This is a genomic window from Frigoribacterium sp. Leaf44 (genome assembly GCF_001421865.1).
Classification (GTDB): Bacteria; Actinomycetota; Actinomycetes; order Actinomycetales; family Microbacteriaceae; genus Frigoribacterium.
The window spans coordinates 706,240-729,335 of the sequence record NZ_LMLG01000006.1 but is presented as its reverse complement, the minus strand read 5'-3'; the positions used below and the strand labels follow the sequence as shown (position 1 = coordinate 729,335).

The window sequence follows — 23,096 nt, the reverse complement described above, 5'->3', positions numbered from 1 at the left end:
ACGGAGGACTCCTTGGCACACGGGACGGACGGAGGTCGGATGTCGTGGCCCAGGCGTACGGCCACGCACGTGTGTCAGTCGCTCCCCGATGGTGACCATCTGAACGCCAGTCGCGACCCGCTCAGCATAACAAGCCGACCCCTGACGGGGAACCCGCTCGGCGACCGTGTGACACCCTGGACGGGTGAGCCCCACCCTCGACGACACCCGCACGGGAACGGAGGCCGACCCGCGCCTCCTGACCTCGCCCGACACCCCCTGGGTGACGCTCGTCTGGGACGACCCGGTCAACCTGATGACCTACGTTACCCACGTCTTCGAGACCTACTTCGGCTTCGGCCGCGCCGAGGCGAAACGCCTGATGATGCGCGTGCACACCGAGGGTCGTGCAGTCGTCGCCACGGGCAACCGCGAAGAGATGGAGCGGCACGTCGAGGCGATGCACGACTACGGCCTGTGGGCGACCCTCGCGAAGCAGGACGAGGCGTGACGCTCGTGCCGTTCGTCCGCCCGCGGGGCGGCGACGAGATCCGCGTGCGGCTCGACGCCGACGAGCGGGGCCTGCTCACCGACCTGGTCGGTCAACTGGTGTCGCTGCTCGAGAACGGCGACGAGGGCGATCCGGCCCTGGCCCGCCTCCTGCCGGCGGCGTACCGGGACGACGCCGAGGCGGCGGCCGAGTTCCGCCGGTTCACGGCCGACGACCTGACACGGCGCAAGCTCGAGAACGGCCGCGCAGTGCTGGCGGTGCTCGGCGAACCGGGTTCGACTCTCGACCGCGCCGCGCAGCAGTCGTGGCTGCGCACCCTGAACGACCTGCGCCTGACCCTCGGCGAGCGCCTCGGGGTCACGGGCGACGGCGTCCCCGCGGGCGACGACGGACAGCTGCAGGCGATGGGCCACGTCTTCGACTGGCTGGGCTACCTGCAGGAGGCGCTGCTGCGGTCCCTGCCCAAGGCCTGACCCGGCGCCCAGCGCCCACCGCCGAGCGACCCGCGGCCCCGCGGGGCGACGGCCTAGCGATTCTCCTTCGGGAACACGACCCAGAGCACGAGGTACACGAGCACCTGGGGCCCGGGGAGGACGATCGACAGCACGAAGATCAGACGCACCAGGAACGCGCTGATGCCGAAGCGGTTCGCGAGGGCGGCGCAGACTCCGGCGATGATCTTGCCGCGGCGGGGACGAGTGAGAGAGGCCATGCCCCCGAGCATGCCAGCCCCGCCTGGAGGGCGCCAGGGCCGCCGCGCGGGCCGGCGCCCGGTACGCGAGAATGGTCGGATGAGCGCTTCACTCGTGGCCAAGGGCCTGGCCGGCGGCCACGGGCACCGCACCCTCTTCGACGATCTCGACCTGACCGTCGCCCCGGGCGACGTCGTGGGCGTGGTGGGCGTGAACGGGGCCGGCAAGTCGACGTTGCTGCGCCTCCTGGCGGGGGTCGACGAGCCGCAGGCCGGCACGATCACCCTCAACCCCGGCGACGCCTTCGTCGGTTGGCTGCCGCAGGAGCACGAGCGCGTGCCCGGCGAGACGGTCGCCGACTACATCGGCCGCCGCACGGGCAGCACGCAGGCCACCGCCGAGATGGACGCCGCCGCGGCAGCCCTCGGCGACCCCGATCCGGCCCCGCGCCCCGACGGGCTCGAGCCGGCCGACGTCTACTCGACCGCCCTCGACCGGTGGCTCGCCAGCGGCGCCGCCGACCTCGACGACCGTCTGCCCCAGGTGCTCGCCGATCTCGGCCTCGACCGTGACGGCGACGGAGCCGTCGGGCCCGACAGCCCCATGACCGGCCTCAGCGGGGGCCAGGCCGCCCGCGTCGGCCTCGCCGCCCTGCTGCTCAGCCGCTTCGACGTCGCGCTGCTCGACGAACCCACCAACGACCTCGACCTCGACGGCCTCGAACGACTCGAGCGCTTCGTGCAGGGGCAGCGAGGGGGCGTCGTCCTCGTCAGCCACGACCGCGAGTTCCTCGCCCGGTGCGTCACGAAGGTGCTCGAGCTCGACCTCGCGCAGTCGTCGAACCGCGTCTTCGGCGGTGGCTACGACGCGTACCTCGACGAGCGCGAGACGGCCCGCCGTCACGCCCGCGAGGCCTACGACGAGTTCGCCGAGAAGAAGGCCGACCTCGTCGGTCGTGCCCGGACGCAGCGAGAGTGGTCGAGCCAGGGCGTCCGCAACGCGATGAAGAAGGCGCCCGACAACGACAAGATCCGCCGCAAGGCCTCGGCCGAGTCGAGCGAGAAGCAGGCCCAGAAGGTCCGTCAGATGGAGAGCCGCATCGCCCGCCTCGACGAGGTCGACGAGCCCCGAAAAGAGTGGCAGCTCGAGTTCACCATCGGCGCGGCCCCGCGATCGAGCTCGGTCGTCTCGACCCTCAGCGGTGCCGTTTTCCGCCAGGGCGACCCCGCGACGGGCGAGTTCGTGCTCGGTCCGGTGTCGTTGCAGGTGGACGGCGGCGACCGCATCGGCATCACCGGCCCGAACGGCGCCGGCAAGTCGACCCTGCTGCGCGGCCTGCTCGGCCGACAGGCCCCGAGCGAAGGAGGCGCGAGTCGCGGAGCCAGCATCGCCGTCGGAGAGATCGACCAGGCCCGGGCGCTCCTGGCCGGCGACGTGCCGTTGGCCGACGCGTTCGAGGCGCTCGTGCCCGACTGGCCCCAGGCCGAGGTGCGGACGCTGCTCGCCAAGTTCGGGCTGAAGGCCGACCACGTGTCGCGCCCGGTCGACGAGCTCTCGCCCGGCGAGCGCACCCGCGCCGGTCTCGCCCTGCTGCAGGCCCGCGGCGTCAACGTGCTCGTGCTCGACGAACCCACGAACCACCTCGACCTCGCCGCCATCGAGCAGCTCGAGCAGGCCCTCGAGTCGTACGACGGCACGCTGCTGCTCGTCACGCACGACCGGCGCATGCTCGAGACGGTCCGGCTCGATCGGCACTGGAGGGTCGAGGGCGGCACCGTCACCGAGTCGTGAGGGCGCCGACGACGTCGTCGGTCGACGACTCCCGCGCCCCTCGACTACCGTCGTCGTCATGACCCGAACCACCCGACTGGTCGCGGTCGCCGCTGCACTCGCCCTGCTCACGGGCTGCTCGACGAACCCGACCGACCCCAGCGAGCCCACGGGCGGAGCCTCCGCGGACGGGACCTCGTCGGCCCTGCCGACCCGCGCCTCCTCGGAGCTCGCCGACTGGGCGACCGCCCTCGACGACCGTGACGACTACTCCGCCCGCTGGGTCGCCGTCGGCGACTCGATCTCGGAGGGCATGGGCGCCTCGACCGTGGACTCCCGCTGGATCGACCTGACCCTCGACGGCCTGCGCGAGCGCTACCCGACCGACGACGTGCCGGGCGGTGTCGGCTACCGGCCGGCCGCCTTCGCCGTCGCTCCCCCCGCGTCGACCTGGGCGCGCTGGGCCTCGACCAGCGAGGGGTCGGTGTCGGCCTCGTCCCGCACCGCCGACCTCGGCTACCGCGCGGTCACGCTCGGGGCCGGCGCGACCACCACGTACCCGTTCACGGGCACCGACCTCGACCTCTGGTGGTCGAGCGGACGCGGCACCTTCGACTACACCGTCGACGACGGCGAGGCGATCGAGGTCGACACCCGCGACTCCATGGCCACCAGCGGGATCACGTCGGTGACCGGACTCGACACGGGCGCGCACACCGTGACGATCCACGCCCACACGCCCGTCGATCTCGAGGGCCTGACCGCGTTCGACGGGGATCGCGACCGCGGCATCACGCTCTTCGACTCGTCCCGCTCGGGTGCCACGGCTCGCACCTTCACGGCCGATCTGCCCGGGTTCCTCGACTCGATCGCCGCGACCAAGCCCGACCTGGTCACGATCACGCTCGGCGCCAACGACGCGTTCAGCCGCACGCCGGACCAGTTCGAGGACGACTACCGCACCCTGATCGACGGCCTGCAGAGCCTCGACGACCCGCCGTCGGTCATGCTGATGGGCGAGTTCGTGCCGGGCACGAACCTCACCGAGGGGCTGGCCGGGGACGCCGACGACTACGACGCCGTCGTGCAGCACCTCGCGGCCGAGACCGGCAGCGCCTACGTCGACCTCGCCGACGCCCTGCCCGCCGACGGGATCGCCTCGCTGCTCTCGGCCGACGGGGTGCACCCGAACGACGCCGGCCAGCGCGTCATCGCCGACTACGTGCTCGAGAAGCTCAGCGTCGGCTGAGCGACCCGTCGAGTGGTCCCGAACCGTGGTTCGGCCCGCGGGCGAGGACGTTTCGGGACCACTCGACCGACGTGTCGAGTAGGACGAGGAGGCTCGGGCACGTCACGAGGACGACGCCCGCCCCGGCGGGGCTCAGTCGAAGAGGCCGTAGGCGGCGTCGAGGGTCTCGTCGGTGCTGAGCGGGGCGGCGTCGCCCGCACCCGTCGCCGTGACGGCGATCAGGCCGTGCGGCGAGAGGATCGTGCTGGCCGAGGCCGTGATGCCCTGCTGCGTCACCGTCTGCGAGAACGCCTGGCCGCCGAACGCCCCGACGCGCGAGTCGTCGACGCTCTCGACGCCTTGGGTGCCCTCGATCTGGGAGGTCTGGGCGCTGATGTCGTCGGCGCTGAACTCCTGGCGCTGGGCGAGGACGACGATCGCCGTCACGTCGGCCGCGTCGGTGGCCTCGGTCGTCGGGGTCGCCCACTGGCAGTTCGCCTGGTCGCCCGAGAACGTGCTGTCGTCGCGCAGCTCGAGGCCGTCCACGACGCCGCCGAGCGCCGAGCCGACGTCGTCGCAGCTGGCGAGGTCGTCGAAGGTGCCCTCGCCGGACGCGGTCGACCCCGAGCCGCTCGAGCCGGCCGACGACCCGCCGGAACCGGCGTCGTCACCGCCACCCGCGCCTCCTGAGGTGCAGCCGGCGAGCAACAGGCCGAGGGCGAGCACGCCCGTGGTGGTGGCCGTCACGGCCGCTCTGCGCGTGGTCGTGGTCATCGGGGGCTCCCTCGTGATCTGCCTCGGACTCCCTACGCCCGGTGCTGTCGTCACCCTAACGAGGGGCACCTCCGAGGACCCCGACGGGGCCGTCTCGACCGCCGCCGCCATCACCGCCAGCGCCGCCACCGCCAGCGCCGCCAGCGCCACACCCCCGATGTGCCGTCGAACCACACATGTGCGTGGTTCGACGGCACATCGGTGGTTCCACTCCGACCGGTGCTCGCGAAAGGGAGGCGATGCCCCGACGCCGACGCCACCGCGCCCCGCGTCACCAGGTCGTGCGGGTGCGCTCCTGCTCGACGACGGCCTCGCGGTCGGCCAGCCCGCGCAGCCCGGCGAACTGCTGACCCATGCGCGGGTTGCCCGAGAGCACCGGCTCGACGCGGTCGAGGAACGCCCAGTAACCGGCGGTCACCGGGCAGGCGTCCTCGCCGAGCCGCTTCTTCGGATCGAAGCGGCACGAGCCGCAGTGGTCGGTCATCCGGTTGATGTACGCGCCACCCGACGCGTACGGCTTGGTCGCGACGATGCCGCCGTCGGCGTGCTGCGACATGCCCACGACGTTGGCGGGCATCACCCAGGGGGTGCCGTCGACGTACATGTCGACGAACCACTGGTTGAGCGCCGCCGGGTCGACACCGCGCTGCAGGGCCCAGTTGCCGAGGATCATCAGACGCTGGATGTGGTGGTTCCAGCCGTGGCGCCGCAGCCCGTCGAGCGTGTCGCCGAGGCACTCGGCCTCGACGGCCTCGACGTCGAGCCCCGCGAAGACCTCGGGCAGGGGTTGCGTCGCCCCGAGCGCGTTGCTCGTCGTCGCGAAGTCCTCGCCGAGGTGCCAGTAGAGGTGCCAGACCCAGTCGCGCCAGCCGACGATCTGCCGGGTGAACCCCTCGACGCTGCGCAGAGGGGCGTCGCCGGCCTGGTACGACGCGACGGCCGCCTCGACGACCTCGCGCGGGTCGAGCAGGCCGAGGTTCATCGGGGCGCTGAGCAGCGAGTGCGCCATCGTCCAGTCGCCCGACAGGGTGGCGTCCTCGAACGGGCCGAAGTCGGGCAGCCGCACCTCGACGAAGTCCGCCAGGGCGGCCGTCGCCTCGGCCCGGGTCGCGGCGAACCGTCGGGGCGCGTCGTCGCCGACGAGCCGGACGACCCCCTCGCGCTCCCAGCGCTCGAGGTCGGCCCGCACCTCGGCGTCGATGTCGTCCTCGACGGGCCACTCCTGCGGAGGCAGGCCGAGCGTCGCGGCACCCTTCGGCGGCTTCTCGCGGTTGTCGTGGTCGTAGTTCCACTGGCCCCCGACGGGCTGTGGACCCTCCATCAGCAGGCCGGTGCGCTGGCGCACGGCCCGGTACCAGTCCTCCATCAGGAGGCGCGGTGCCGGTCGACCGCCGGACGCGCCGGTCGGTCGACCCGCGCCTCCCCGACGGGCGTCGTCGGCGTCCGCCGTCGCCCCTCCGGACTGGCCCGAGCCGCGACCGCCCTGGCGACCGGCGGCCCACTCGGCGAAGTCGGCCTCGCTCGAGACGAAGCCACGACTCGGCAGCACCTCGGCGCCGACCGACCGCACGAGGCGTCGCGCCCGGTACGAGGTGGGGTCGACGACCTGCAGGTCGTCCCGCCCCTCGAGGGCCTCGGAGTAGTGGTCGACCTGCCGGAAGTCGACGCGGTCGCCCAGTTCGGCCGCCCGGTGCCGGATGGCGGACAGGATCAGCTGCAGCTTCGCGCGGTGCAGGGTGCGACCCTGCCACGACGAACGGCTCTCGATCAGCAGCATCGGGTCGCCGTCGTCGAAGTGCGGGCCGAGCTGGTCGAGGAAGATCCACCGGGTGCGCTGCATGCCCCGACCGTAGACGCGGGCACTCAGCGGGTTGCCAGCATCTTCACCGTGACGAACGGGACGGGCACGGCGTCTCATTGACGTGCAGCCCGGGTCACGGCCTGGCAGCACGACGACCACAGCACGACCATCCGCACGATTCCCCCAGCCGAAAGAGGACCCGAGATGTCGAACACCGCCACCCCCACCCCCGCCACCACGTCGCGCGTCGACGGCGTCGCCCGCGTCGACGGTGCCTCGACCGTGTCGTCCGACGCCGCGGGCACCACGCAGATCGCCGACGGGGTCGTCGCCAAGGTGGCGGGCATCGCCGCCCGCCAGGTGCCCGGCGTCCACTCGATCGGTGGCGGCGCCTCGCGTGCCGTGGGTGCGCTGCGCAACGCCGTCGGCCAGCAGGACCACGGCCAGGGCGTCAAGGTCGAGGTCGGCGAGACCCAGGCCGCGGCCGACCTCAGCATCGTCGTCGACTACCCGCTGTCGGTGCAGAAGGTCGCGGACGACGTCCGCCAGGCCGTCGCCGACGCCATCACGCAGCTCGTCGGGCTCGAGGTCGTCGAGATCAACATCGAGGTCAGCGACATCTTCATCGCCGGCCAGGACGACGACGACAAGGGCGACAAGGCCGACGCACAGCGGGTTCAGTAGTTAGCGAGTTGACTGGTGGTCGTGGCGGTCGTCCCGACGCGATCGTCCCCCGCAGCACCGCGGGCCGCACCCCACCGAGCCGACCGGCTCGACCGCACGACCCGTGCACCATCGCCCCAGGAGGCACCCCATGGCATCACTGCTCCGACGCTTCGCCCCGCTCATCGTGGGCTTCGTCATCAAGAAGATCATGAACAAGCGCGGCGGCGGCAACGGCCAGGCCAGCGGCTACCAGCAGCCCGGTCGGCGCCGCTGACCCACCGCACGCCCCGCACCGTCTCGGACGCAGGAGGCGCAACTCACGCGAGTTGCGCCTCCTGCGTCTTTCGTCGTCCCGGGTCCGGGGATCAGGCGGCGGGGCGGGCCGACCGACGGGCGAGCAGACGGTCGCTCGCGAGCACGGCGACCAGCACCACCGCGGCCACCACGATGTAGAGCACGGGCAGCGAGTCGAGCCCGGACCCGTCGAGCACGAGGGCGCCGATCAGGGCGCCCCCGCCGATGCCAGCGTTGAAGCCCGTCGTGTAGAACGCGCTCGCCAGGTCGCGCATCCGTTCGGGGGCGACCTGCAGCATGCGCGTCTGGAACAGCGGCGGCAGCGCCCCGAACGTCACGCCCCACAGCACGAACGCCACGAGCGACGGCACGAGCATGCCCTCGAACAGCAACATGCCCGTCACGGCGAGCCCGACCACGGCCACGCCGATGGGGATGCTCACCCACGGCCGCGCCCCGAGGAACCAGCCGACCATGCCGAGCCCCACGGCCCCGGCGATGCCGAACGCGAAGAGCCACGCGGCCAGACCCTGCTCGGGAACCCCGGTCGAGCGCACGAGGTACGGCGTGATGTAGGTGAAGAACGAGTAGTGCCCGATCATGAAGACCGCCGTGATGACGCAGCTCAGGACGACGCCGAGCACGCTCGGCTTCGGCAGCGCGCGACGACGAACCGCAGCACCTGCAGGAGGTGCGGTGCCGTCGACCAGCGTCGGGACCGCGTCGGTCACCGGCTCCGGCGTCGACTCGTGCGCCGTGCCCCGACCGACCGGCGGCAGGAACTTGTAGACGAAGACCGCACCGAGCGCCATGAGCCCGGCGAGGATGCCGAACGCCTCCCGCCAGCCGAGGGCCTGGCCGAGCGCGGTGCCGAGCGGGACGCCCAGCACGAACGCGAGGGTGCCGCCGCTCATCGCGACGGCGAGCGCGCGGCCGACCTGGGCCCGGGGCACGAGGTGACCGGCGTAGGCGCCGCCGATGGCCCAGAACATGCCGTGGGCGAGGCCGCCGAGCACGCGGCTGGCGAGGACCAGTTCGTAGGTCGGTGCGATCGCGGTGAGCCCGGCGCTGATCGCCAGCACGACGATCAGGCCGACCACGATCAGGTGGCGGGGCAGGCGACGGGTGAGGTGGGTGAGGCCGGTGCTGGTGAGCACGACCGTGAAGGCGAAGACGCTGACGAGCAGGCCGATGCTCGACTCGGTGACGCCGAGGTCGGCGCTCATCTCGGGCAGCAGGCCGGTCGGCAGCATCTCGCCCGAGATGGAGAGGAACGTGGCGACGGCGATGGCGATCAGGCCGGCCCACGGGAAGCGGGCGGACGGGGTGGACGAGGGCGCGGTGGGGCGCAGGGGTGCGAGTGTCATGGAACCTGGGGTGGTCGGCGGGCGCCGTTCTCTCGACCCGATGGTGGCCACGGGCCGGCGGATCGTGACGATCTGCCGGCGGCACGGCCCTCGCGGCAGGTGCCGTTCGTGACCGTGGGTGACTCGGGGAGGATGGTGATCCCGACTGCGCGCTGTCGTGCACGCCCGGGGCCGGGAGTACCGCCCGACCGAGGTCGAGTCTAACCGCTCGCGCCCGGCCTGGCCAGGGGCCCGGTGTGCGGTGCGGTGGCGTCAGGAGGCGCGGGGCGGGTCGGGGTCGGGGTCGGGCTCGCGCTCGCGGTCGGGCTCGCGGTCGCGGTCGCGGTCGCGGTCGAGGAAGCGGGCGCTCGGTGGCTGCGTCTCGCGTGCCAGCATGAACACGACGACGATCTGCAGGAACGGGATCAGCGCGCCGAGCCAGAACCAGCCCCACCCCCAGGCCCGGGCGCCGTGCAGGCGCCGGATGGTCAACGTCATCATGGGCACGAAGGTCATCAGGCACCAGAGACCCCAGACGAGCGCGACCCAGGTCATGCCGCCCCAGGCCGGACCCGCGGGGCCGAACGGGCCGATCGAGAACTGCCCGACCTCGAGGGACGCGCCCTGGCTCAGGTCGGCGCCGGGGCCCGCACCGGCCGGGCGACCGAGGACGACGACCGGCCAGGGCGCGAACAACGACGACCCGTAGGCGCCGATCGACCACGAGACCACGCTCGCCCCGCGGACGAGCGACCCGACGCCGACGTTGAGCACGAGGGCGAGGACGGTCTGGAAGAGCCAGATCCACCAGAACTCGGCCCGGCCGGCGCGGGCGTGCACCACGTACGCGTTGCCGACGAACCGTCGCAGCGCCTGCAGCGGCGTGGCCCCGGACAGCGGCAGCCGGTCGACCTCGAGCCACGAGCCACTCGTCGTGCCTGCCGACGTGCCCCCGTTCGTCCGGCCTGTTGCCGTGCCCCTGTTCATCCGCACGACGGTACGCGGACCGTGCCCGCGCCTCCATCCCCCGCGCGGGCGAGATGTCCCCTCACGCCCGCGCGAGGTCAGGAGGCGCGGGTGCGGTCGGCGCGGAGGGACCGACGGCCGCGTCCCCGGGAACGCTCACCGCGCCTCCCGCGTTGACTGTCAGCATGAGTGCCGCGACCCCCGACCCGAAGACCTGCCGATCGTGCGGACGCACCATCGAGTGGCGCAAGAAGTGGGCGTCGAACTGGGACGAGGTCGCGTACTGCAGCGACGCGTGCCGCAAACGCAAGGTGACGGCGCAGGACCGCGAGCTCGAACAGCGCATCCGCGACCTGCTGGCGGCCCGGGCGGCCACCTCGACGATCTGCCCGTCGGACGTCGCGCGCTCGCTGCACCCCGACGACGAGGACGCTTGGCGCGGCCTCATGGAACCCGTCCGCCGCGCGGCCCGACGACTGGTCGCCGCGGGCGAGGTCGACATCACGCAGGGCGGCTCGGTGGTCGACCCGTCCACGGCGAAGGGCCCGATCCGGATCCGCCGACACCGGTCCTGAGCCCGGGCGCCGACACCGGGCGCAGGGCGCCCGGCCGCTCGGGCGCTCTTGACGCTCGGGCCGAGCGACCGGTTCAGACGGGCTGCAATGCCGACCAGGGCTCGGCGGGCAGGTCGACGCCGACGGGGTCGCCGGGTCGCACCTCTCCCCCGGCGAGCACCACGCCCATGACGCCGGCCTTGCGGACGAGCTCGCCGGCCTCGTCGCGCCCGACGACCGCCTTCAGCAGGCCCGACTCGAAGCGGTCGATCTGCAGGCACGGGTTGCGCAGTCCGGTGATCTCGACCCGCGCCTCCTGACCGAGGGTGAGCACGGTGCCGACGGGCAGGCCGAGCAGGTCGACCCCGTGGGTGGTGACGTTCTCGCCGAGGTCGCCGGGCCCGACGTCGTAGCCGTGGTCGGCCAGCTCGCCGAAGAGTTCGGCGTGCATCAGGTGCACCTGCCGCAGGTTCGGCTGGCTCGGGTCGCGCGCCACGCGGGAGCGGTGCTGCACCGTGCGCCCGAGGTGGGCGTCGCCCTCGACTCCGAGCCCGGCGAGCAGGGTGACCCGCTCGACCGGCGGCTTGCTGAACCGGTGGGCGTCGTCGACGTTGACCGAGAGGACGGAGGCGCGGGTCATGTCGCCCAGTCTGCCCGCGTCGGCCGCCGGGGTCGAGGCCGGGCTGGGTCGGCGTCGGCCGGGGTCGGCGTCTGCTGGGCTCGGCGTCGGCCAGGGTCGGGCTCGGGCGAGGCCGCACCGCCGAATGAACGTCGCACCGTCGACATGGGCGGTGCGACGTTCAGTCGGCGGTGCGACAACGGTGGCCCGGGCGGCGGTGCGACAGCGGCCTGCCGGGCGATGGGCCGGCCGGCCCGCCGGTCAGCGGCGGACGTCGTGCAGGTGGTGCACGGGGTCGTGCACGAAGTAGCGGGCGAGCGAGTCGACCGTGAAGGCCGAGCCGTCGCTGCGCAGGCCGGTGCGACCGAGCCGGTCGTCGGGCACCGCCTCGAACGCGTCGGCCACCACCGCGGCGGCGGCCACGAGCTCGTCGGACACGACCGCGGGCTGCTGGGCGGCGTAGTCGTCGTCGAGCGCGGTGGCGTCCTGGTCCCAGTTCGCGAAGGTCGGCGCGTCCTCGGTCAGCATCAGCCGGAGGCGCGTGTCGAAGACCCGGAACACGTCGCGCACGTGCGCCCCGTACTCGAGCGGCGACCACGTGGCGTCGTCAGGCCGGGTGCGGGCGTCGGACCGGGCGAGCTCGACGGGCCAGGCGGCGGCGTTCTCGCGGACGAGGCGCGGCACGTCGCGGAACGCGACCTCGGCGGGGTCGAAGCCGCAGTCGTCGCAGGGGCGTTCGAGCACCCAGGTCCAGTTCTTCGTGTCGGGCGTGATCGGCATGGGACCGACGCTAGGACGCACGGCCCGGCGCGCGCCATCGAGATCCTGCCGACGTCGGTGCTCCCGGCGCCAACCGCGGCCGCGCGATGCACCCGGTTTCGAACCGCACACCCGGTTGCTACCGGGTGCATGGTTCGAAACCGGGTTCATGGCGGGGCCGTCGCACGACCGACATCCACCTCCGGGATGACGTCGGCCCCGCGACCCCCCAGTACCGTCGACCCATGACGAACACTCAGCACGAGGGCCGGCTCGCGGGGGCGGCGGCGAGCCTGCGCCGGCGGGTCGACCGCCGTGAGGTGGCCTGGGTGATCGGCACCACCGCGGCCCTGTTCGTCGCCGGCGCGGCGCTCCTCGGCCTGACGGCCTCGCCCGGCCGGATGGTCGCGACGCTGCTCGAGCTGCCGGCCGCGCTCGCGCAGACCTCGCTCGTGCCGTTCGCGGTGTGGTCCGTCCTCGTCGTGCTCGTCGCGTGGCGGTGGTCCGACGCCCCCGCGTCACGCCGAGCCTGGCTCTACGTCGCCGCGGCGGCCGTGGCCCGGGCGGGCGTCGAGCTCACCGTCGGGTCGGGCGTCACGTCGGGCCTGCGGGCGGGCTTCTCCCTCTACACGCTGCCCACCGTCGTCTTCGTCAGCCTGCCGTTCGTCGCGACCGTCGGCCTGGCCTCGTTCGTCGTCCTCGCCGCACGATCGGGTCGGCGCGGCCGCGACGCCTCGGAGCACGACGGAGCGCCTCCGGCCGAGCACCCGCCCGTCGACGCCCCCGCGGCCCGGACGCCCCGCCCGCCCGGCCACGTCGTGCACCGCGTCGCCGTGATCGTCGAGGCGCTCGCCCTCGCGGCCGGCGTCCTGCTCACGCTCTCGCTGGCCGGGCAGTGGTTCTCGGCCGAGGTCAGCCTCTTCGGCACCCCCGTGACCGTCAGCCAGGAGGTCGCGGACAGCTGGCTCCGGACCCTCGTCGCCTGCCTCGCGTGCCTGGTCGTGGCACTCTTCGCCGCGATCACCGCCGGGCACCGAGGCGTCGTCGTGGCGACCGTCGTCGTCGCCGGGCTGGTCGTGATCGGTGCCGTCGGCGCACCCGTCCCCGGAGACCGGTGGGAGTCCCCCACACCGCACCAGGAACCCCTGCCCGCGAACTACACCCCGTGCTTCAGCGGCAGCGGGAAGTGCAACTGATCCCCCGGTGCAGCCGGGTCAGGCGGGCGCGTCGACGTCGCGGCCGTCCCAGAGGTCGGAGCAGTCGACCGGCTCGGCGGCGTGGGCCCGCAAGTATGGGCCCGCCCCGCGATCCCCGGTGAGGGACGCCGCGAGTGCCGACCAGTGGGAGCGACCGACCACGACGGGGTGACCCGGGCGTCCGTGGAAGACGGACTGCCGCAGCGCACCCGGACCCAGGGGCAGGTCGGCGGCCGGGGGCGACAGCAACCGCGCGACGGCGGACGACGGCAGACCCGGGTAGTCGACCAGCGTGACGAGGGCGAGCCGCGCCTCCTCGGGGGGCCCCGCCGCGAGCGCCTCCAGCCCGGCGCGCAGCGATGCCGCGAGGCCCTCGGCCCAGTCGTCCGCGACGACGACCGACACCCTCACCCGACCGTCGACCCCGAGGAGGCGCGGGTCGGCCGAGAACGCACCCGTCATCCCGTTCGCCGCCGGCGTCTCGACGGGCAGGAGGCGCGGGTCGGCGGCCAGCAGCGCTCGCGCCTCGGTCGCGCCCGCACCGAGCACGACGACGACGCGGTCACAGCCCCCGTCGAGCAGCGTCGCCACGGCACGGGTCAGCCAGGGTCCGCGCTCGTCGACCACGAGCGCCTTGGGGCGGCCCATGCGCGTCCCGGCACCGGCCGCGAGCAGCAGGCCGACCGAGGAGGGCGGGCCGACGGACGGCGGGTCGACCGGCGGCGGGCCCCCGGACGGCGGAGCGACGATCTCGGGCATGGCTGCAGGCTAACCGGACTGTCCCCGCGGCGAACGTGCGGCGACCCGGTGTGCCCCGGGGCCCGGGCCGTGGCACCATCGAGACCTGGCGCCACCCGACGCCACCCCCGAGGAGTCCCGTGTTCGAGATCGCCGACCGCCTGCTGGCGCGACTCGACGCCGGCGAGCGCCTCGCCGTCGCGACGGCCGTGTCGGTCGTGGGCAGCGCGCCCCGGACCGTCGGCACGTCGATGGCCGTGACCGTCGACGGCACCGTGATCGGCAGCATCTCGGGCGGCTGCGTCGAGGGCGCGGTCTACGAGATCTGCACGCAGGTGCTCGACGACGGCACGCCGCAGCTCGAGACGTTCGGGTTCAGCGACGAGACGGCGTTCGAGGTCGGGCTCAGCTGCGGCGGGCGCATCGAGGTGCTCGCCCGGCTCGTCACCCCCGACGACGCCGAGACGATCGCAACCCTCCGCGACGCCGCCGCCGGGCGGGAGGCGTCGGCGCACGTCGTGCTCGGCCCGGTCCGCACCGGCGAGGTCGTGCCGACCGTCGACGACTGCGAGGGTCTGCGGGTCTTCAGCGAGCGCTCGGTGCCGCCGCCGCGCCTCCTCGTCTTCGGGGCGGTCGAGTTCGCCGTCGCCCTCTGCAACGCCGGGGCGGTGCTGGGCTACCGCGTGACGGTGTGCGATCCGCGTCCGGTCTTCATGACCCGCGAGCGATTCCCGTCGGCCGACGAGGTCGTCGTCGAGTGGCCGCCGAACTACCTGGCGCGCACCGAGGTCGACGAGCGCACCGTGATCGCGGTGCTGTCGCACGACGAACGGTTCGACGCCGACCTGGTCGAGGCGGCGCTGGCCTCGCCCGCGGGGTACGTCGGGGCCATGGGATCGCGCATCACGCACGACCGCCGTGTCGCCGCCCTGGCCGATCGCGGGGTCGGGCCGGAGGCGCTCGCCCGTCTGCACTCCCCCATCGGGCTCGACCTCGGCGCGAGCACGCCCGAGGAGACCGCCGTGTCGATCCTGGCCGAGGTGCTCGCCGTGCGGTCGGGCGCCTCGCGGGCCCCGCTGCGCGACCGCGACGGCAGCATCCACCTGATCCGCTGACGCGAGACCCCGAGAAGTCGCCGAGACCCTCGTGCGCGCACGGGGGTCTCGGCGACTTCTCGGGGTCTCGGTGTCAGTACCGCGTCGGCAGCCCGGCGAGCAGCTTGTCGGGTTGGATCGGCAGGTCGCGCACCCGGATGCCGGTCGCGTGGGCGACGGCGTTCGCCACCGCGGCGGCCGCGCCGACGTTGCCGATCTCGCCGATGCCCTTGCCGCCCATCGGGGCGAGGTGCGGGTCCTCCTCGTCGAGCCACTCGACCTCGATCGAGCCCACGTCGGCGTTGGCGGCCACGTGGTACGTCGCGAAGTCGTGGTTGCCGTAGTCGCCCTGGGTCGGGTCGAGCATGCCGTGCTCGTGCAACGCCATCGACAGGCCCATGGTCATGCCGCCGATGAACTGCGACCGGGCCGTGCGGGCGTTCATGATGCGCCCGGCCGCGAAGACGCCGACCATGCGCGGCACGACGACCTCACCCGAGTCGAGGTCCACGCGCGCCTCGACGAACTGGGCGCCGTAGGCGAAGCGCGAGTGGTCGCTCATCGCGGCGATGTCCTCCTCGATGTCGACGACGACCTCGAGACCTTCCGGAGGCACGGGCTGGCCCTGCGAGAGCAGCTCGGTCACCTGCCGACTCGCCTTGGTCACCGCCCACCCCCACGACGCCGTGCCCGACGAGCCGCCGGCCACGCCGGCGGTCGGAAGCCGGCTGTCGGCGATGTGCAGGTCGACGAGGTCGAGGGGCACCCCCAGCTCGGCCGCGGCGATCTGCGCCATCACGGTGCGGGCACCCTGGCCGATGTCGGTCGCGTTGACGCCGACCTCGAAGCGACCACCCGGCAGCGCGGTGACCCGGGCACCCGCGGGCATCACGCTCGCGGGATACGTGGCGGCGGCGACGCCCGTGCCGACCAGCCAGCGTCCGACCCGGCGCACACCCTGACGCGGGTCGCGGCCGTCCCACCCGAACAGCTCGGACCCCCGTCGCAGACACTCGACCAGGTGCCGGCTGCTGAAGGGCTGCCCGGTGTGCGGGTCGACCTCGGGCTCGTTGCGGACGCGCAGCTCGACCGGGTCGAGGTCGAGCTTCGACGCCAGCTCGTCCATGGCGGACTCGACGGCGTAGATGCCGGGCGCTTCGCCGGGCGCACGCATCCAGCGCGGCGTCGGGACGTCGAGTCGGGCGAGCCGGTGCGTCATCAGACGGCTGGGCGCGGCCCACAGGTGGCGGGTCGGCTCGGCGGTCTGTTCGGTGAACTCCTGCAGCGTCGACGAGTGCGAGTACGTCTGGTGCGACAGCGCCGAGAGGTGCCCCTCGGAGTCGGCGGCGAGGCGGATGCGCGAGATCGTCGGCGTGCGGTAGCCCGCGATCGCGAACATCATCTGTCGCGTGTAGGCGACCTTCACGGGACGGCCGGTGAGCATGGTGCCGATCGAGGCGAGGACGACGACCGGGCGGGCCGAGCCCTTCGAGCCGAAGCCGCCGCCGACGTGCTGGGCACGGACCCGCACGGCGGACGGGTCGAGCGAGAACAGCGTGGCGAGCGACGTCGCGACGCCGCTCGTGCCCTGGTTCGAGTCGAGCACGTCGAGCTCGCCGTCGACCCAGGTGGCGACCGTCGCGTGCGGCTCCATCGGGCTGTTGAACAGGGCCGCCGTCTCGTACGTCTCGTCGATCACGACGGACGAATCGGCCATCGCCGCGTCGACGTCACCCTGCGAGGTGTCGGTCTCGAAGCCCGCGTTGACGGTCTCGGGGGCGTAGAGCGACGGGTGGTCGGTGCTCAGCACGACGTCGATGCCGCCCTCGTCGTAGTCGAAGGCGAGCGCCGACGCGGCCTCGCGGGCCGTGTCCAAGGTGTCGGCCACCACGAGCGCCACCGGCTGGCCACGGTAGGCGACCTCGGCCGACTGCAGGACGAGCAGCTCGCCGTCCTCGGCGTCCTCGAGGTGCGGAGCCTGTTCGTACGTGATGACGTCGTGCACGCCGGGCATCGCGAGCACCGCGTCGCGGTTCGAGCCGGTGATCGTGCCGGTCGTCACCGCCGACTGCACGATCCAGCCGTACAGCACACCGTCGGGCGTGTGCTCGTAGGCGTACCGGGCGGCACCGGTGACCTTGTCGAGGCCCTCGAGCCGTGCGACGGGGGCGCCGAGACCGGTGGGGACGCTCGTGTCGACCGGGGTGACGACGTCGACGGCGGTCACGACGCGCTCCCCTCGGGGCCGGTGGCGGCGCCGGGATCGACGTCGGCGGCGACGCGGCGGGGCGACCCGTTGGCACCGGTCGGACGGAACGGCGACGGGTCGGCGTCCTCGGCCGGGTCGGCCGGGTCGTCACCCTCGTGGTCGAGGCCGGCGAGCTCGCTCAGCACGCCCACGACGAGCCGGGTCAGCAGCGGCACCTTGAAGGCGTTCTGCTCGGTGGTCGTCGCGGCGGCCAGCTCGAGCTGCGCGGCGGCCGCGAACGAGGCGGGCGTCGCCGGGGAGCCGACCAGCGCCTCCTCGGCCTTGCGCGCACGCCACGGCACGGGCGACGCGGCGCCCAGGGCGATGCGCACGTCGGTCACGAGACCGGCCTCGTCGACCGAGAGGGCGGCGGCGACCGAGCCGAGCGCGAAGGCGTACGACCGGCGGTCACGCGCCTTGCGGTACGTGGAGTTGGTGGCGACCGGCAGGGACGGCAGCTCGACCGCGGTGATCAGGGCTCCGCTCGGCAGGTTCGTGTCGCGGGTGGGGTCGTCGCCCGGCTCGCGGAAGAACTCGTCGATCGGCAGGCGCTGCTCGCCGTCGACGTTCTCGAAGACGACGATCGCGTCGAGCGCCGCCAGGGCGACGGCCATGTCGCCCGGGTGCGTGGCGATGCAGAGGTCGTTGACGCCGAGGATGCCGAGTTCGCGCGACAGTCCGGCGACGGCGCCGCAGCCCGTCCCGGGTTCGCGCTTGTTGCACGGCTTCGTGGTGTCCATGAAGTAGGTGCACCGGGTGCGCTGCAGCAGGTTGCCGCCGGTCGTCGCCTGGTTGCGCAGCTGACCCGAGGCCGCGCTGACGAGGGCACGGGTCAGGGCCGGGTAGCGGGTGCGGACGAGAGGGTGCGCGGCGAGGTCGCTGTTGCGGACCCCTGCCCCGATGCGCAGGCCCCCGTCGGGCAGCTCGTCGACCCCGCCGAAGTCGACGCGGCTGACGTCGACGAGCAGGTCGGGCCGCTCGACGCCGAGCTTCATGAGGTCGACGAGGTTCGTGCCACCGCCCAGGGGCTTGGCGTTCGGGGTGCGGTCGAGGGTGGCGACGGCGGAGGCGACGTCGGTCGCGCGCTCGTACTCGAAGGTCTTCATCGGGTGGCTCCCTCGGTCGCGTCGGCGTCGTGCGCGCAGGCCGCGTCGTGCACGGCCGGGACGATGTTCACGTAGGCCCCGCACCGACACAGGTTGCCGCTGAGGCGTTCGCGGACCTCCTCGTCGTCGAGATCGATCTCACCGTTGGTGATGTCGGTGGTGACGTGGCTCGGCATGCCGGCCCTCGCCTCCTCGAGCATGCCGACCGTCGAACAGATCTGGCCCGGCGTGCAGTAGCCGCACTGGTAGGCGTCCCGGTCGAGGAACGCCTGCTGCACCGGGTGCAGGGCGTCGCCGTCGGCGAGCCCCTCGACGGTGGTGACGTCACTGCCCTCGGCGCTGACGGCGAGGACCAGGCAGCTGTTGGTTCGTCGCCCGTCGACCAGGACCGTGCAGGCGCCGCACTGGCCGTGGTCGCAGCCCTTCTTCGAGCCGGTCAGGTCGAGGCGCTCCCGCAGGGCGTCGAGCAGCGACGTCCGGTTGTCGACCTCGAGCCGGTGCGGGCTGCCGTTGACGTCGAGGGTGATCGTCGTCGTCGGGACGCCGGGCGGGTTCGCGCCCGCACTCGGTGGACTGGTTTCTGCGCTGACCTGGGACACCATGCGTGAACGGTATGCCCGGGGGCAGGCGGGTGCCCACGTGCTGTCCCGTTTGCGAAGCGCGGGGCGGCCACGACGAGGAGGCGCGGGTCGGCCGCCGCGGACGGCCCGCCGACCGGCACCCGCGTCAGCCGGCCCCGCCCGGGCGGACCTTGGCGGTGTCGGCGACGTCGATGCGGGTGACGCCGTCGCCGCGGTCCTCGGTCGTGATGCGCGGAGCGGCGTCCGACTCGTCCGACTTCGGGGCACGGGTCAGCTGGTCGTGCCGCTTCTCGTCGTCGGTCATGCCGGTCGGGTCGTGGTCGACCTCGTGCCCCGGGCTCGTGTCGCGGCCGGCGTCGTCGTCGGGACCGTGGGCCTGCGTGTCGTCGCTCATGCGCTCGACCGTACCCGCGCCTCCTCGGGTCCCGGCGCACGAGACCCCAGGAACCTGCCGAGACCCTCGCGCGCGGCGTGGGGTCTGAGCGGGTTCCTGGGGTCTCGGGGGCGCCCTACCGGGTGAGGACGGCGAAGCCGCCGGGCTTGACCAGCACGAGGCTGCGGCCCTGCACGTCGCGCTGCTGCACGAGGCGGCCCTGCGCGTCGTACGACGACACCGACGACCGGGTGCCGCGCACGCCGACCGAGGCCGGCAGCGGCAGGCGCGAGGTCGACGACAGCAGCTCGGTCGTCGTCGGGCGACCGTCGGCCGCCGTCCCGGCGAGCACGAGCCGCTGCACGAGCGGCCGCACGATGAGGCCGTCCACCACGGTCGCGTTCCGGCCGGCGGTCACGGTGATCGCCGTCGCTCCGGCACCGATCGGCACCGGCAGCGTCTGGGGCAGCAACGCCCCGGAGGCGGCGGTCACGCCCTGCGCTCCGGCCTGCGTCGTCAGCGTCCCGCGCGGCACGCGTCCCGCCTTCCAGACCGACGTCGACCGCACTCCCTCGGCGGCGAGCAGCACCGGCTCGACGTGCCGCAACCCGGAGCCCGCGGGCACCGTGATCGTCGCGCTCTGCCCGGGCTCGAGCCGCAGCGCCGAGCCTCCGCCGTACTGCGACTCGCCCGTCCACGCCGAGTCGGGCGTGACGACCGTGCCCGTCGTGGGCGACGCCGTCTCGGCCTCGACCACCGTCAGGCCGTCACGCGACGTGACGCTCGTCAGCCCCTGCGCCTCGGCCGAGACGTCGGGAGCGCCGTCGAGGGCGATCATCGACAGCAGGCCGTGGATCGTGCTCTCGGCACCGCTGTTGCGGTTCACCGTGCCGTCGGCCTGCACGCCGTCGAAGGTCACTCCGGTGGCCGGGTCGTAGACGGGGGTGCCCGAGCGGTTCGTGCCGAAGTACCAGCTCGCGGCGACGGCCGCGATCCGCTTCAAGCCCGGCGCACCCGCACCGGCGCCGGCCACGGCGAGCGCCGACTGCAGCCGCGAGTCGGCTCCGTAGGCGATCTGCGTCTGGTCGACGGGCGTCGGGTACCAGGCGTTGTCGGGCCCGCTCGCGGTGAGGAGCGTCGTCGTGAACGAGGTCTGGTCGAGCACGGCCGGCTTCAGCAGGTCGGGTCGGGCGAGCGTGGTCGACGCCCGGGCCAGGGCGACGGGCATCTGCGACGACCAGGCGTGCCACATCGAACGGGACTTCGCCCAGGGCAGCACGGCTCCGTACGGCCAGGTCTGCCCGTCGCCGGACGACATCGCGGCGACGCCCTCGGCGAGCTGCGTCAGCGCCGTGCGCGAGGCCGCGTCACCCGGCACGACGGCCGAGTAGGCGCTCAGCCCGAGCACGGCCTCGGCCGAGGCGTCGGCGCCGGAGCCGATCAGCCACGCGGGCACCTTCGCCCCGTCGGCCACGTCGTACTGCCCGTAGCGGGCGAGCGTCTCGCGGTTCAGCGCCGTCACGCCGAGCTGCAGCCGCTCCTGCAGGAACGCGGCGAACTCGGGGTCGTCGTCCGCGAACGCGGCGTACCCCTCGCCGAACGCCCAGATGCTGCGGGCGAGCCAGTAGCTGTTGCCGCTGTCGGACGGGTCGGGCAGCTCGACCGGCACCGGGCTCCGGTTGAAGGTGCCGTCAGGCTGCATCCAGAGCACGACGTTGCCGGCGTCCTCACCGGTGGTCGTCTGGAAGTACGCGGTCGCCCGCAGCAGTTCGTAGGCCTTCTGCCGGCTCGACTCCGAGCCGGTCTGCTGCCAGTCGCGCAGGTAGACGACGGCCGTCCGCGAGACGTCGTCGCTGTTGTACGCGCCCTGCCCCCAGTACCCGGTCGCGGGGTCGAGCGGACCACCGCCCACCCGGGCGAAGGTGCCGCCGTCGCGGGCGTCGGCGTAGGTCCACGGCAGGGTGAGCGTCGGCTCCGTGCTCTGACGGTAGGTCGAGTGGCCGGCCTCGGGCGCGGGCGTCGTCCGGTCGAGCAGGAAGTCCAGGTGCGCCAGGTTCGTCAGCGGCGCCACGGCCGGTGCGGCCGCCGGCGCGGTCGGAGCGGCCGACCCGGGCGGCGCGGACGCCGGAGCAGGAGGCGCGGCGGCAGCCGGCAGCGCCCCCGTCACCCCCAGCACGGTCGCCAGGGCCGCGGCCAGTGCCGCGCCCGTCCATCGTGAGTTGCGTGCGATCATCGTCGACCGCCTCCTTCTTGTCGTGGTCTGCTGTCGTCGGGCCGTGCTCGACGTCGTTCTCTGGTGGAGCTCAGGCCCGGTCGAGGCGGGCGACGCCGATCTTCGAGTCGGCCATGCCGTAGAACACGTACGGGACGCCGTCGACCTCTTCGATCGCGGTCGGGAACACCACGTTCGGCACGATGCCGTCGCGTTCGTCGGCGGTCTCGGCCTCGAGCAGCGGCACCTCCGACCGGGTGACCACGCGGGACGGGTCGTCGGCGTCGAGGATCATCCCGCCCGCCGCGTAGTTGACGTTCTGCTGCTGGGCGAACGCGTCGTCGATCACGCCCGTGACGCCGTGGTGCAGCAGCAGCCAGCCCTCGTCGACGCGCAGCGGGGGCGGGCCGCCGCCGATCTTCAGCTCCTCGAACGGGAACTCGGGGCCGGCGACGAATCGGTGCTGCCCCCACCGCGCCAACGCCCGCGGGTCGGCGGCGACCGCCTCGACCGGCACGTAGCTGATCCAGATCGAGTGCCGCCCGTCGGTGACGCCGGCCGGCAGCGGGCTGCCCTCGCCCGGAACCGTCGCGCCGATGTGCCACATCGGTCGGTGCAGGACGGCGAAGCTGCGCACGCCGTCCGGCGCGGTGACCGGCGACGGGAAGAACACGGTGTCCTTGTTGTGGAACAGCCCGAGGTCGGTGTCGAGCTCGTCGACGTACTCGAAGGTCGCGGGGCCGAGTCGGCGCCAGTCGCGCAGGTCGTCGCTCACGGCGACGGCGGTGCGCGGCCCGAGCGGCCCGTAGGCGACGTAGGTCATCACGTGCAGCCCGAGCTCCTCGATCCAGGTGACGCGCGGGTCCTCGACGCCGGCGTGGGTCGCGCCGCGTTCCCACCCGCGGTCGGGCGCGAGCACGACGCCCTCGCGGGTCACGCCCACGGGCACGCCGTCCTCGACGACGACCCGGGCCAGGCCGACCCGCGACACGTTGCCCGTGGCCACGAGCCGCGGCAGCAGGTAGAGCTCGCCGTCCGGCCCGCGACCTGAGCCGGGGTTGAGCACCCCTTCGGCCTCGTCGGGCGAGTCGGGGTCGGGGGTCATCACGACGCCCAGGCGGGTCAGTCGGTACGGGAAGTCAGCCATGGGAGGCCCTTTCGAGAGGCGAGAAGCGACGGAGGCGCGATGCGAGGGGGGATCGCACCGCGCCTCCTGCGGTGGGGGCCGTCGGCACGACGACCCGGTCTGGGGGTGGGGAGCCGAGGAGGCGCGGGGCGCGCCGGTCGCGCACCGCGCCTCCTCGGATCGGGAGGCGATCCGTCAGCCCTTCACGCTCGAGCCGACGTCGGTCGAGATGAAGTAGCGCTGGAACACGATGAACAGCAGCACGACCGGAGCGGCCAGCACGACGGCGCCCGCGAGGGTCGCGCCGAACGGGTTCGCCGCGGTCGCCGCCACGTTGCTGATGTAGTTCGCCAGCGACACGGCGAGCGGCTGCATCGACGCCTCCTTGGTGATGAGGAACGGCCAGAGGAACTCGTTCCACGGACCGATGAAGGTCAGCAGCAGGGCCGTGACCAGCGCCGGG

23 protein-coding genes, 1 pseudogene and 1 riboswitch are annotated in these 23,096 nt (G+C 73.6%); of the genes and pseudogenes, 9 read left to right on the top strand and 15 right to left on the bottom strand.

Translation table 11 applies throughout. From position 1 onward, the window contains the following. Window positions 1-40 precede the first annotated feature (40 nt). Window positions 41-124, bottom strand: a riboswitch (ZMP/ZTP riboswitch). 60 nt (window positions 125-184) lie between these two features. Continuing rightward, window positions 185-490: an ATP-dependent Clp protease adapter ClpS gene (gene clpS / locus ASE87_RS11950; RefSeq protein WP_082060201.1), complete on the top strand. Its 306-nt coding sequence runs from the start codon at window positions 185-187 to the stop codon at window positions 488-490. After that, window positions 487-963, top strand: coding sequence for a DUF2017 domain-containing protein (locus ASE87_RS11945; protein WP_056228738.1), 477 nt, complete (start codon window positions 487-489; stop codon window positions 961-963). Before clpS ends, ASE87_RS11945 begins: the two co-directional genes overlap by 4 nt. A gap of 53 nt (window positions 964-1,016) precedes the next feature. Here the strand turns inward: ASE87_RS11945 and ASE87_RS11940 are convergent, their stop codons facing one another. Further along, window positions 1,017-1,202, bottom strand: a complete 186-nt coding sequence (locus ASE87_RS11940; protein WP_056229584.1) for a PspC domain-containing protein — start codon at window positions 1,200-1,202, stop codon at window positions 1,017-1,019. A 79-nt stretch (window positions 1,203-1,281) separates the two neighbouring features. Between ASE87_RS11940 and ASE87_RS11935 the strand changes: the two genes are divergently transcribed. Both ASE87_RS11935 and ASE87_RS11930 read left to right on the top strand, forming a co-directional pair. Further along, window positions 1,282-2,973: an ABC-F family ATP-binding cassette domain-containing protein gene (locus tag ASE87_RS11935; RefSeq protein ID WP_056228735.1), complete on the top strand. Its 1,692-nt coding sequence runs from the start codon at window positions 1,282-1,284 to the stop codon at window positions 2,971-2,973. A gap of 58 nt (window positions 2,974-3,031) precedes the next feature. After that, window positions 3,032-4,201 carry a GDSL-type esterase/lipase family protein gene (locus ASE87_RS11930; RefSeq protein ID WP_056228732.1) on the top strand — a complete coding sequence of 390 codons (1,170 nt, stop codon included), beginning with the start codon at window positions 3,032-3,034 and terminating at the stop codon, window positions 4,199-4,201. A 132-nt stretch (window positions 4,202-4,333) separates the two neighbouring features. Here the strand turns inward: ASE87_RS11930 and ASE87_RS11925 are convergent, their stop codons facing one another. Continuing rightward, on the bottom strand, window positions 4,334-4,954 hold the full coding sequence (locus tag ASE87_RS11925; protein ID WP_056228729.1) for a hypothetical protein: 621 nt from the start codon (window positions 4,952-4,954) through the stop codon (window positions 4,334-4,336). Window positions 4,955-5,225: 271 nt separating this feature from the next. Then, window positions 5,226-6,794: a cryptochrome/photolyase family protein gene (locus tag ASE87_RS11920; RefSeq protein ID WP_056228726.1), complete on the bottom strand. Its 1,569-nt coding sequence runs from the start codon at window positions 6,792-6,794 to the stop codon at window positions 5,226-5,228. Between the two features lie 165 nt (window positions 6,795-6,959). Between ASE87_RS11920 and ASE87_RS11915 the strand changes: the two genes are divergently transcribed. Continuing rightward, window positions 6,960-7,439 carry an Asp23/Gls24 family envelope stress response protein gene (locus ASE87_RS11915; protein WP_052505448.1) on the top strand — a complete coding sequence of 160 codons (480 nt, stop codon included), beginning with the start codon at window positions 6,960-6,962 and terminating at the stop codon, window positions 7,437-7,439. 130 nt (window positions 7,440-7,569) lie between these two features. Continuing rightward, window positions 7,570-7,695: a hypothetical protein gene (locus tag ASE87_RS16845; RefSeq protein ID WP_255350936.1), complete on the top strand. Its 126-nt coding sequence runs from the start codon at window positions 7,570-7,572 to the stop codon at window positions 7,693-7,695. A 91-nt stretch (window positions 7,696-7,786) separates the two neighbouring features. Here the strand turns inward: ASE87_RS16845 and ASE87_RS11910 are convergent, their stop codons facing one another. Together ASE87_RS11910 and ASE87_RS11905 are read right to left on the bottom strand one after the other, a co-directional pair. Next, entirely contained in the window at window positions 7,787-9,082 is a 1,296-nt protein-coding gene (locus tag ASE87_RS11910; protein ID WP_056228724.1) for an MFS transporter, read from the bottom strand. Between the two features lie 252 nt (window positions 9,083-9,334). Next, window positions 9,335-10,048 (bottom strand): DUF805 domain-containing protein, encoded by a 714-nt coding sequence (locus tag ASE87_RS11905; protein ID WP_056228722.1) that lies wholly within the window; start codon window positions 10,046-10,048, stop codon window positions 9,335-9,337. A gap of 164 nt (window positions 10,049-10,212) precedes the next feature. Here ASE87_RS11905 and ASE87_RS11900 point away from each other — a divergent pair, with 164 nt between their 5' ends. Next, window positions 10,213-10,602 (top strand): DUF2256 and DUF3253 domain-containing protein, encoded by a 390-nt coding sequence (locus ASE87_RS11900; RefSeq protein ID WP_054147090.1) that lies wholly within the window; start codon window positions 10,213-10,215, stop codon window positions 10,600-10,602. A gap of 73 nt (window positions 10,603-10,675) precedes the next feature. On the opposite strand, the gene ASE87_RS11895 is transcribed toward ASE87_RS11900, so the two are convergent. After that, window positions 10,676-11,221, bottom strand: coding sequence for an MOSC domain-containing protein (locus ASE87_RS11895; protein WP_056228719.1), 546 nt, complete (start codon window positions 11,219-11,221; stop codon window positions 10,676-10,678). 240 nt (window positions 11,222-11,461) lie between these two features. After that, window positions 11,462-11,980: a DinB family protein gene (locus ASE87_RS11890; protein ID WP_056228716.1), complete on the bottom strand. Its 519-nt coding sequence runs from the start codon at window positions 11,978-11,980 to the stop codon at window positions 11,462-11,464. Between the two features lie 224 nt (window positions 11,981-12,204). Between ASE87_RS11890 and ASE87_RS11885 the strand changes: the two genes are divergently transcribed. After that, a complete protein-coding gene (locus ASE87_RS11885) occupies window positions 12,205-13,155 on the top strand; it encodes a hypothetical protein (protein WP_056228714.1) in 951 nt (316 codons plus the stop codon). Between the two features lie 18 nt (window positions 13,156-13,173). Here ASE87_RS11885 and ASE87_RS11880 read toward each other — a convergent pair whose 3' ends face one another. Beyond that, on the bottom strand, window positions 13,174-13,914 hold the full coding sequence (locus tag ASE87_RS11880) for an NTP transferase domain-containing protein (protein WP_082452580.1): 741 nt from the start codon (window positions 13,912-13,914) through the stop codon (window positions 13,174-13,176). Window positions 13,915-14,033: 119 nt separating this feature from the next. Here ASE87_RS11880 and ASE87_RS11875 point away from each other — a divergent pair, with 119 nt between their 5' ends. Next, window positions 14,034-15,008: an XdhC family protein gene (locus tag ASE87_RS11875; protein WP_056228711.1), complete on the top strand. Its 975-nt coding sequence runs from the start codon at window positions 14,034-14,036 to the stop codon at window positions 15,006-15,008. Window positions 15,009-15,081: 73 nt separating this feature from the next. Here ASE87_RS11875 and ASE87_RS11870 read toward each other — a convergent pair whose 3' ends face one another. The 7 genes and pseudogenes from ASE87_RS11870 to ASE87_RS16795 all read right to left on the bottom strand — a co-directional run. Beyond that, the gene (locus tag ASE87_RS11870; RefSeq protein ID WP_056228709.1) at window positions 15,082-17,214 is read right to left on the bottom strand and encodes a xanthine dehydrogenase family protein molybdopterin-binding subunit; all 2,133 of its coding nucleotides are present in this window, start codon (window positions 17,212-17,214) and stop codon (window positions 15,082-15,084) included. After that, window positions 17,211-18,341 carry a xanthine dehydrogenase family protein subunit M gene (locus tag ASE87_RS11865; RefSeq protein ID WP_082452579.1) on the bottom strand — a complete coding sequence of 377 codons (1,131 nt, stop codon included), beginning with the start codon at window positions 18,339-18,341 and terminating at the stop codon, window positions 17,211-17,213. Before ASE87_RS11865 ends, ASE87_RS11870 begins: the two co-directional genes overlap by 4 nt. Further along, the gene (locus ASE87_RS11860) at window positions 18,338-18,943 is read right to left on the bottom strand and encodes a 2Fe-2S iron-sulfur cluster-binding protein (protein WP_082452578.1); all 606 of its coding nucleotides are present in this window, start codon (window positions 18,941-18,943) and stop codon (window positions 18,338-18,340) included. Before ASE87_RS11860 ends, ASE87_RS11865 begins: the two co-directional genes overlap by 4 nt. 124 nt (window positions 18,944-19,067) lie before the next feature. Next, window positions 19,068-19,316, bottom strand: a complete 249-nt coding sequence (locus tag ASE87_RS11855) for a hypothetical protein (RefSeq protein ID WP_056228705.1) — start codon at window positions 19,314-19,316, stop codon at window positions 19,068-19,070. Window positions 19,317-19,431: 115 nt separating this feature from the next. Further along, a complete protein-coding gene (locus ASE87_RS11850) occupies window positions 19,432-21,528 on the bottom strand; it encodes a hypothetical protein (RefSeq protein ID WP_056228702.1) in 2,097 nt (698 codons plus the stop codon). A gap of 70 nt (window positions 21,529-21,598) precedes the next feature. Beyond that, a complete protein-coding gene (locus ASE87_RS11845; RefSeq protein ID WP_056228700.1) occupies window positions 21,599-22,654 on the bottom strand; it encodes a glycosidase in 1,056 nt (351 codons plus the stop codon). A 174-nt stretch (window positions 22,655-22,828) separates the two neighbouring features. After that, window positions 22,829-23,096: pseudogene (locus ASE87_RS16795) on the bottom strand (carbohydrate ABC transporter permease); the annotation flags it as partial.

What these genes read in the sequence shown, in the direction of transcription:
- ASE87_RS11940 (WP_056229584.1), bottom strand. Translation starts at nt 1,202, where the DNA reads ATGGCCTCTCTCACTCGTCCCCGCCGCGGCAAGATCATCGCCGGAGTC.
- ASE87_RS11935 (WP_056228735.1), top strand. Translation starts at nt 1,282, where the DNA reads ATGAGCGCTTCACTCGTGGCCAAGGGCCTGGCCGGCGGCCACGGGCAC.
- ASE87_RS11930 (WP_056228732.1), top strand. Translation starts at nt 3,032, where the DNA reads ATGACCCGAACCACCCGACTGGTCGCGGTCGCCGCTGCACTCGCCCTG.
- ASE87_RS11925 (WP_056228729.1), bottom strand. Translation starts at nt 4,954, where the DNA reads ATGACCACGACCACGCGCAGAGCGGCCGTGACGGCCACCACCACGGGC.
- ASE87_RS11920 (WP_056228726.1), bottom strand. Translation starts at nt 6,794, where the DNA reads ATGCAGCGCACCCGGTGGATCTTCCTCGACCAGCTCGGCCCGCACTTC.
- ASE87_RS11915 (WP_052505448.1), top strand. Translation starts at nt 6,960, where the DNA reads ATGTCGAACACCGCCACCCCCACCCCCGCCACCACGTCGCGCGTCGAC.
- ASE87_RS16845 (WP_255350936.1), top strand. Translation starts at nt 7,570, where the DNA reads ATGGCATCACTGCTCCGACGCTTCGCCCCGCTCATCGTGGGCTTCGTC.
- ASE87_RS11910 (WP_056228724.1), bottom strand. Translation starts at nt 9,082, where the DNA reads ATGACACTCGCACCCCTGCGCCCCACCGCGCCCTCGTCCACCCCGTCC.
- ASE87_RS11905 (WP_056228722.1), bottom strand. Translation starts at nt 10,048, where the DNA reads ATGAACAGGGGCACGGCAACAGGCCGGACGAACGGGGGCACGTCGGCA.
- ASE87_RS11900 (WP_054147090.1), top strand. Translation starts at nt 10,213, where the DNA reads ATGAGTGCCGCGACCCCCGACCCGAAGACCTGCCGATCGTGCGGACGC.
- ASE87_RS11895 (WP_056228719.1), bottom strand. Translation starts at nt 11,221, where the DNA reads ATGACCCGCGCCTCCGTCCTCTCGGTCAACGTCGACGACGCCCACCGG.
- ASE87_RS11890 (WP_056228716.1), bottom strand. Translation starts at nt 11,980, where the DNA reads ATGCCGATCACGCCCGACACGAAGAACTGGACCTGGGTGCTCGAACGC.
- ASE87_RS11885 (WP_056228714.1), top strand. Translation starts at nt 12,205, where the DNA reads ATGACGAACACTCAGCACGAGGGCCGGCTCGCGGGGGCGGCGGCGAGC.
- ASE87_RS11880 (WP_082452580.1), bottom strand. Translation starts at nt 13,914, where the DNA reads ATGCCCGAGATCGTCGCTCCGCCGTCCGGGGGCCCGCCGCCGGTCGAC.
- ASE87_RS11865 (WP_082452579.1), bottom strand. Translation starts at nt 18,341, where the DNA reads ATGAAGACCTTCGAGTACGAGCGCGCGACCGACGTCGCCTCCGCCGTC.
- ASE87_RS11860 (WP_082452578.1), bottom strand. Translation starts at nt 18,943, where the DNA reads ATGGTGTCCCAGGTCAGCGCAGAAACCAGTCCACCGAGTGCGGGCGCG.
- ASE87_RS11855 (WP_056228705.1), bottom strand. Translation starts at nt 19,316, where the DNA reads ATGAGCGACGACACGCAGGCCCACGGTCCCGACGACGACGCCGGCCGC.
- ASE87_RS11850 (WP_056228702.1), bottom strand. Translation starts at nt 21,528, where the DNA reads ATGATCGCACGCAACTCACGATGGACGGGCGCGGCACTGGCCGCGGCC.
- ASE87_RS11845 (WP_056228700.1), bottom strand. Translation starts at nt 22,654, where the DNA reads ATGGCTGACTTCCCGTACCGACTGACCCGCCTGGGCGTCGTGATGACC.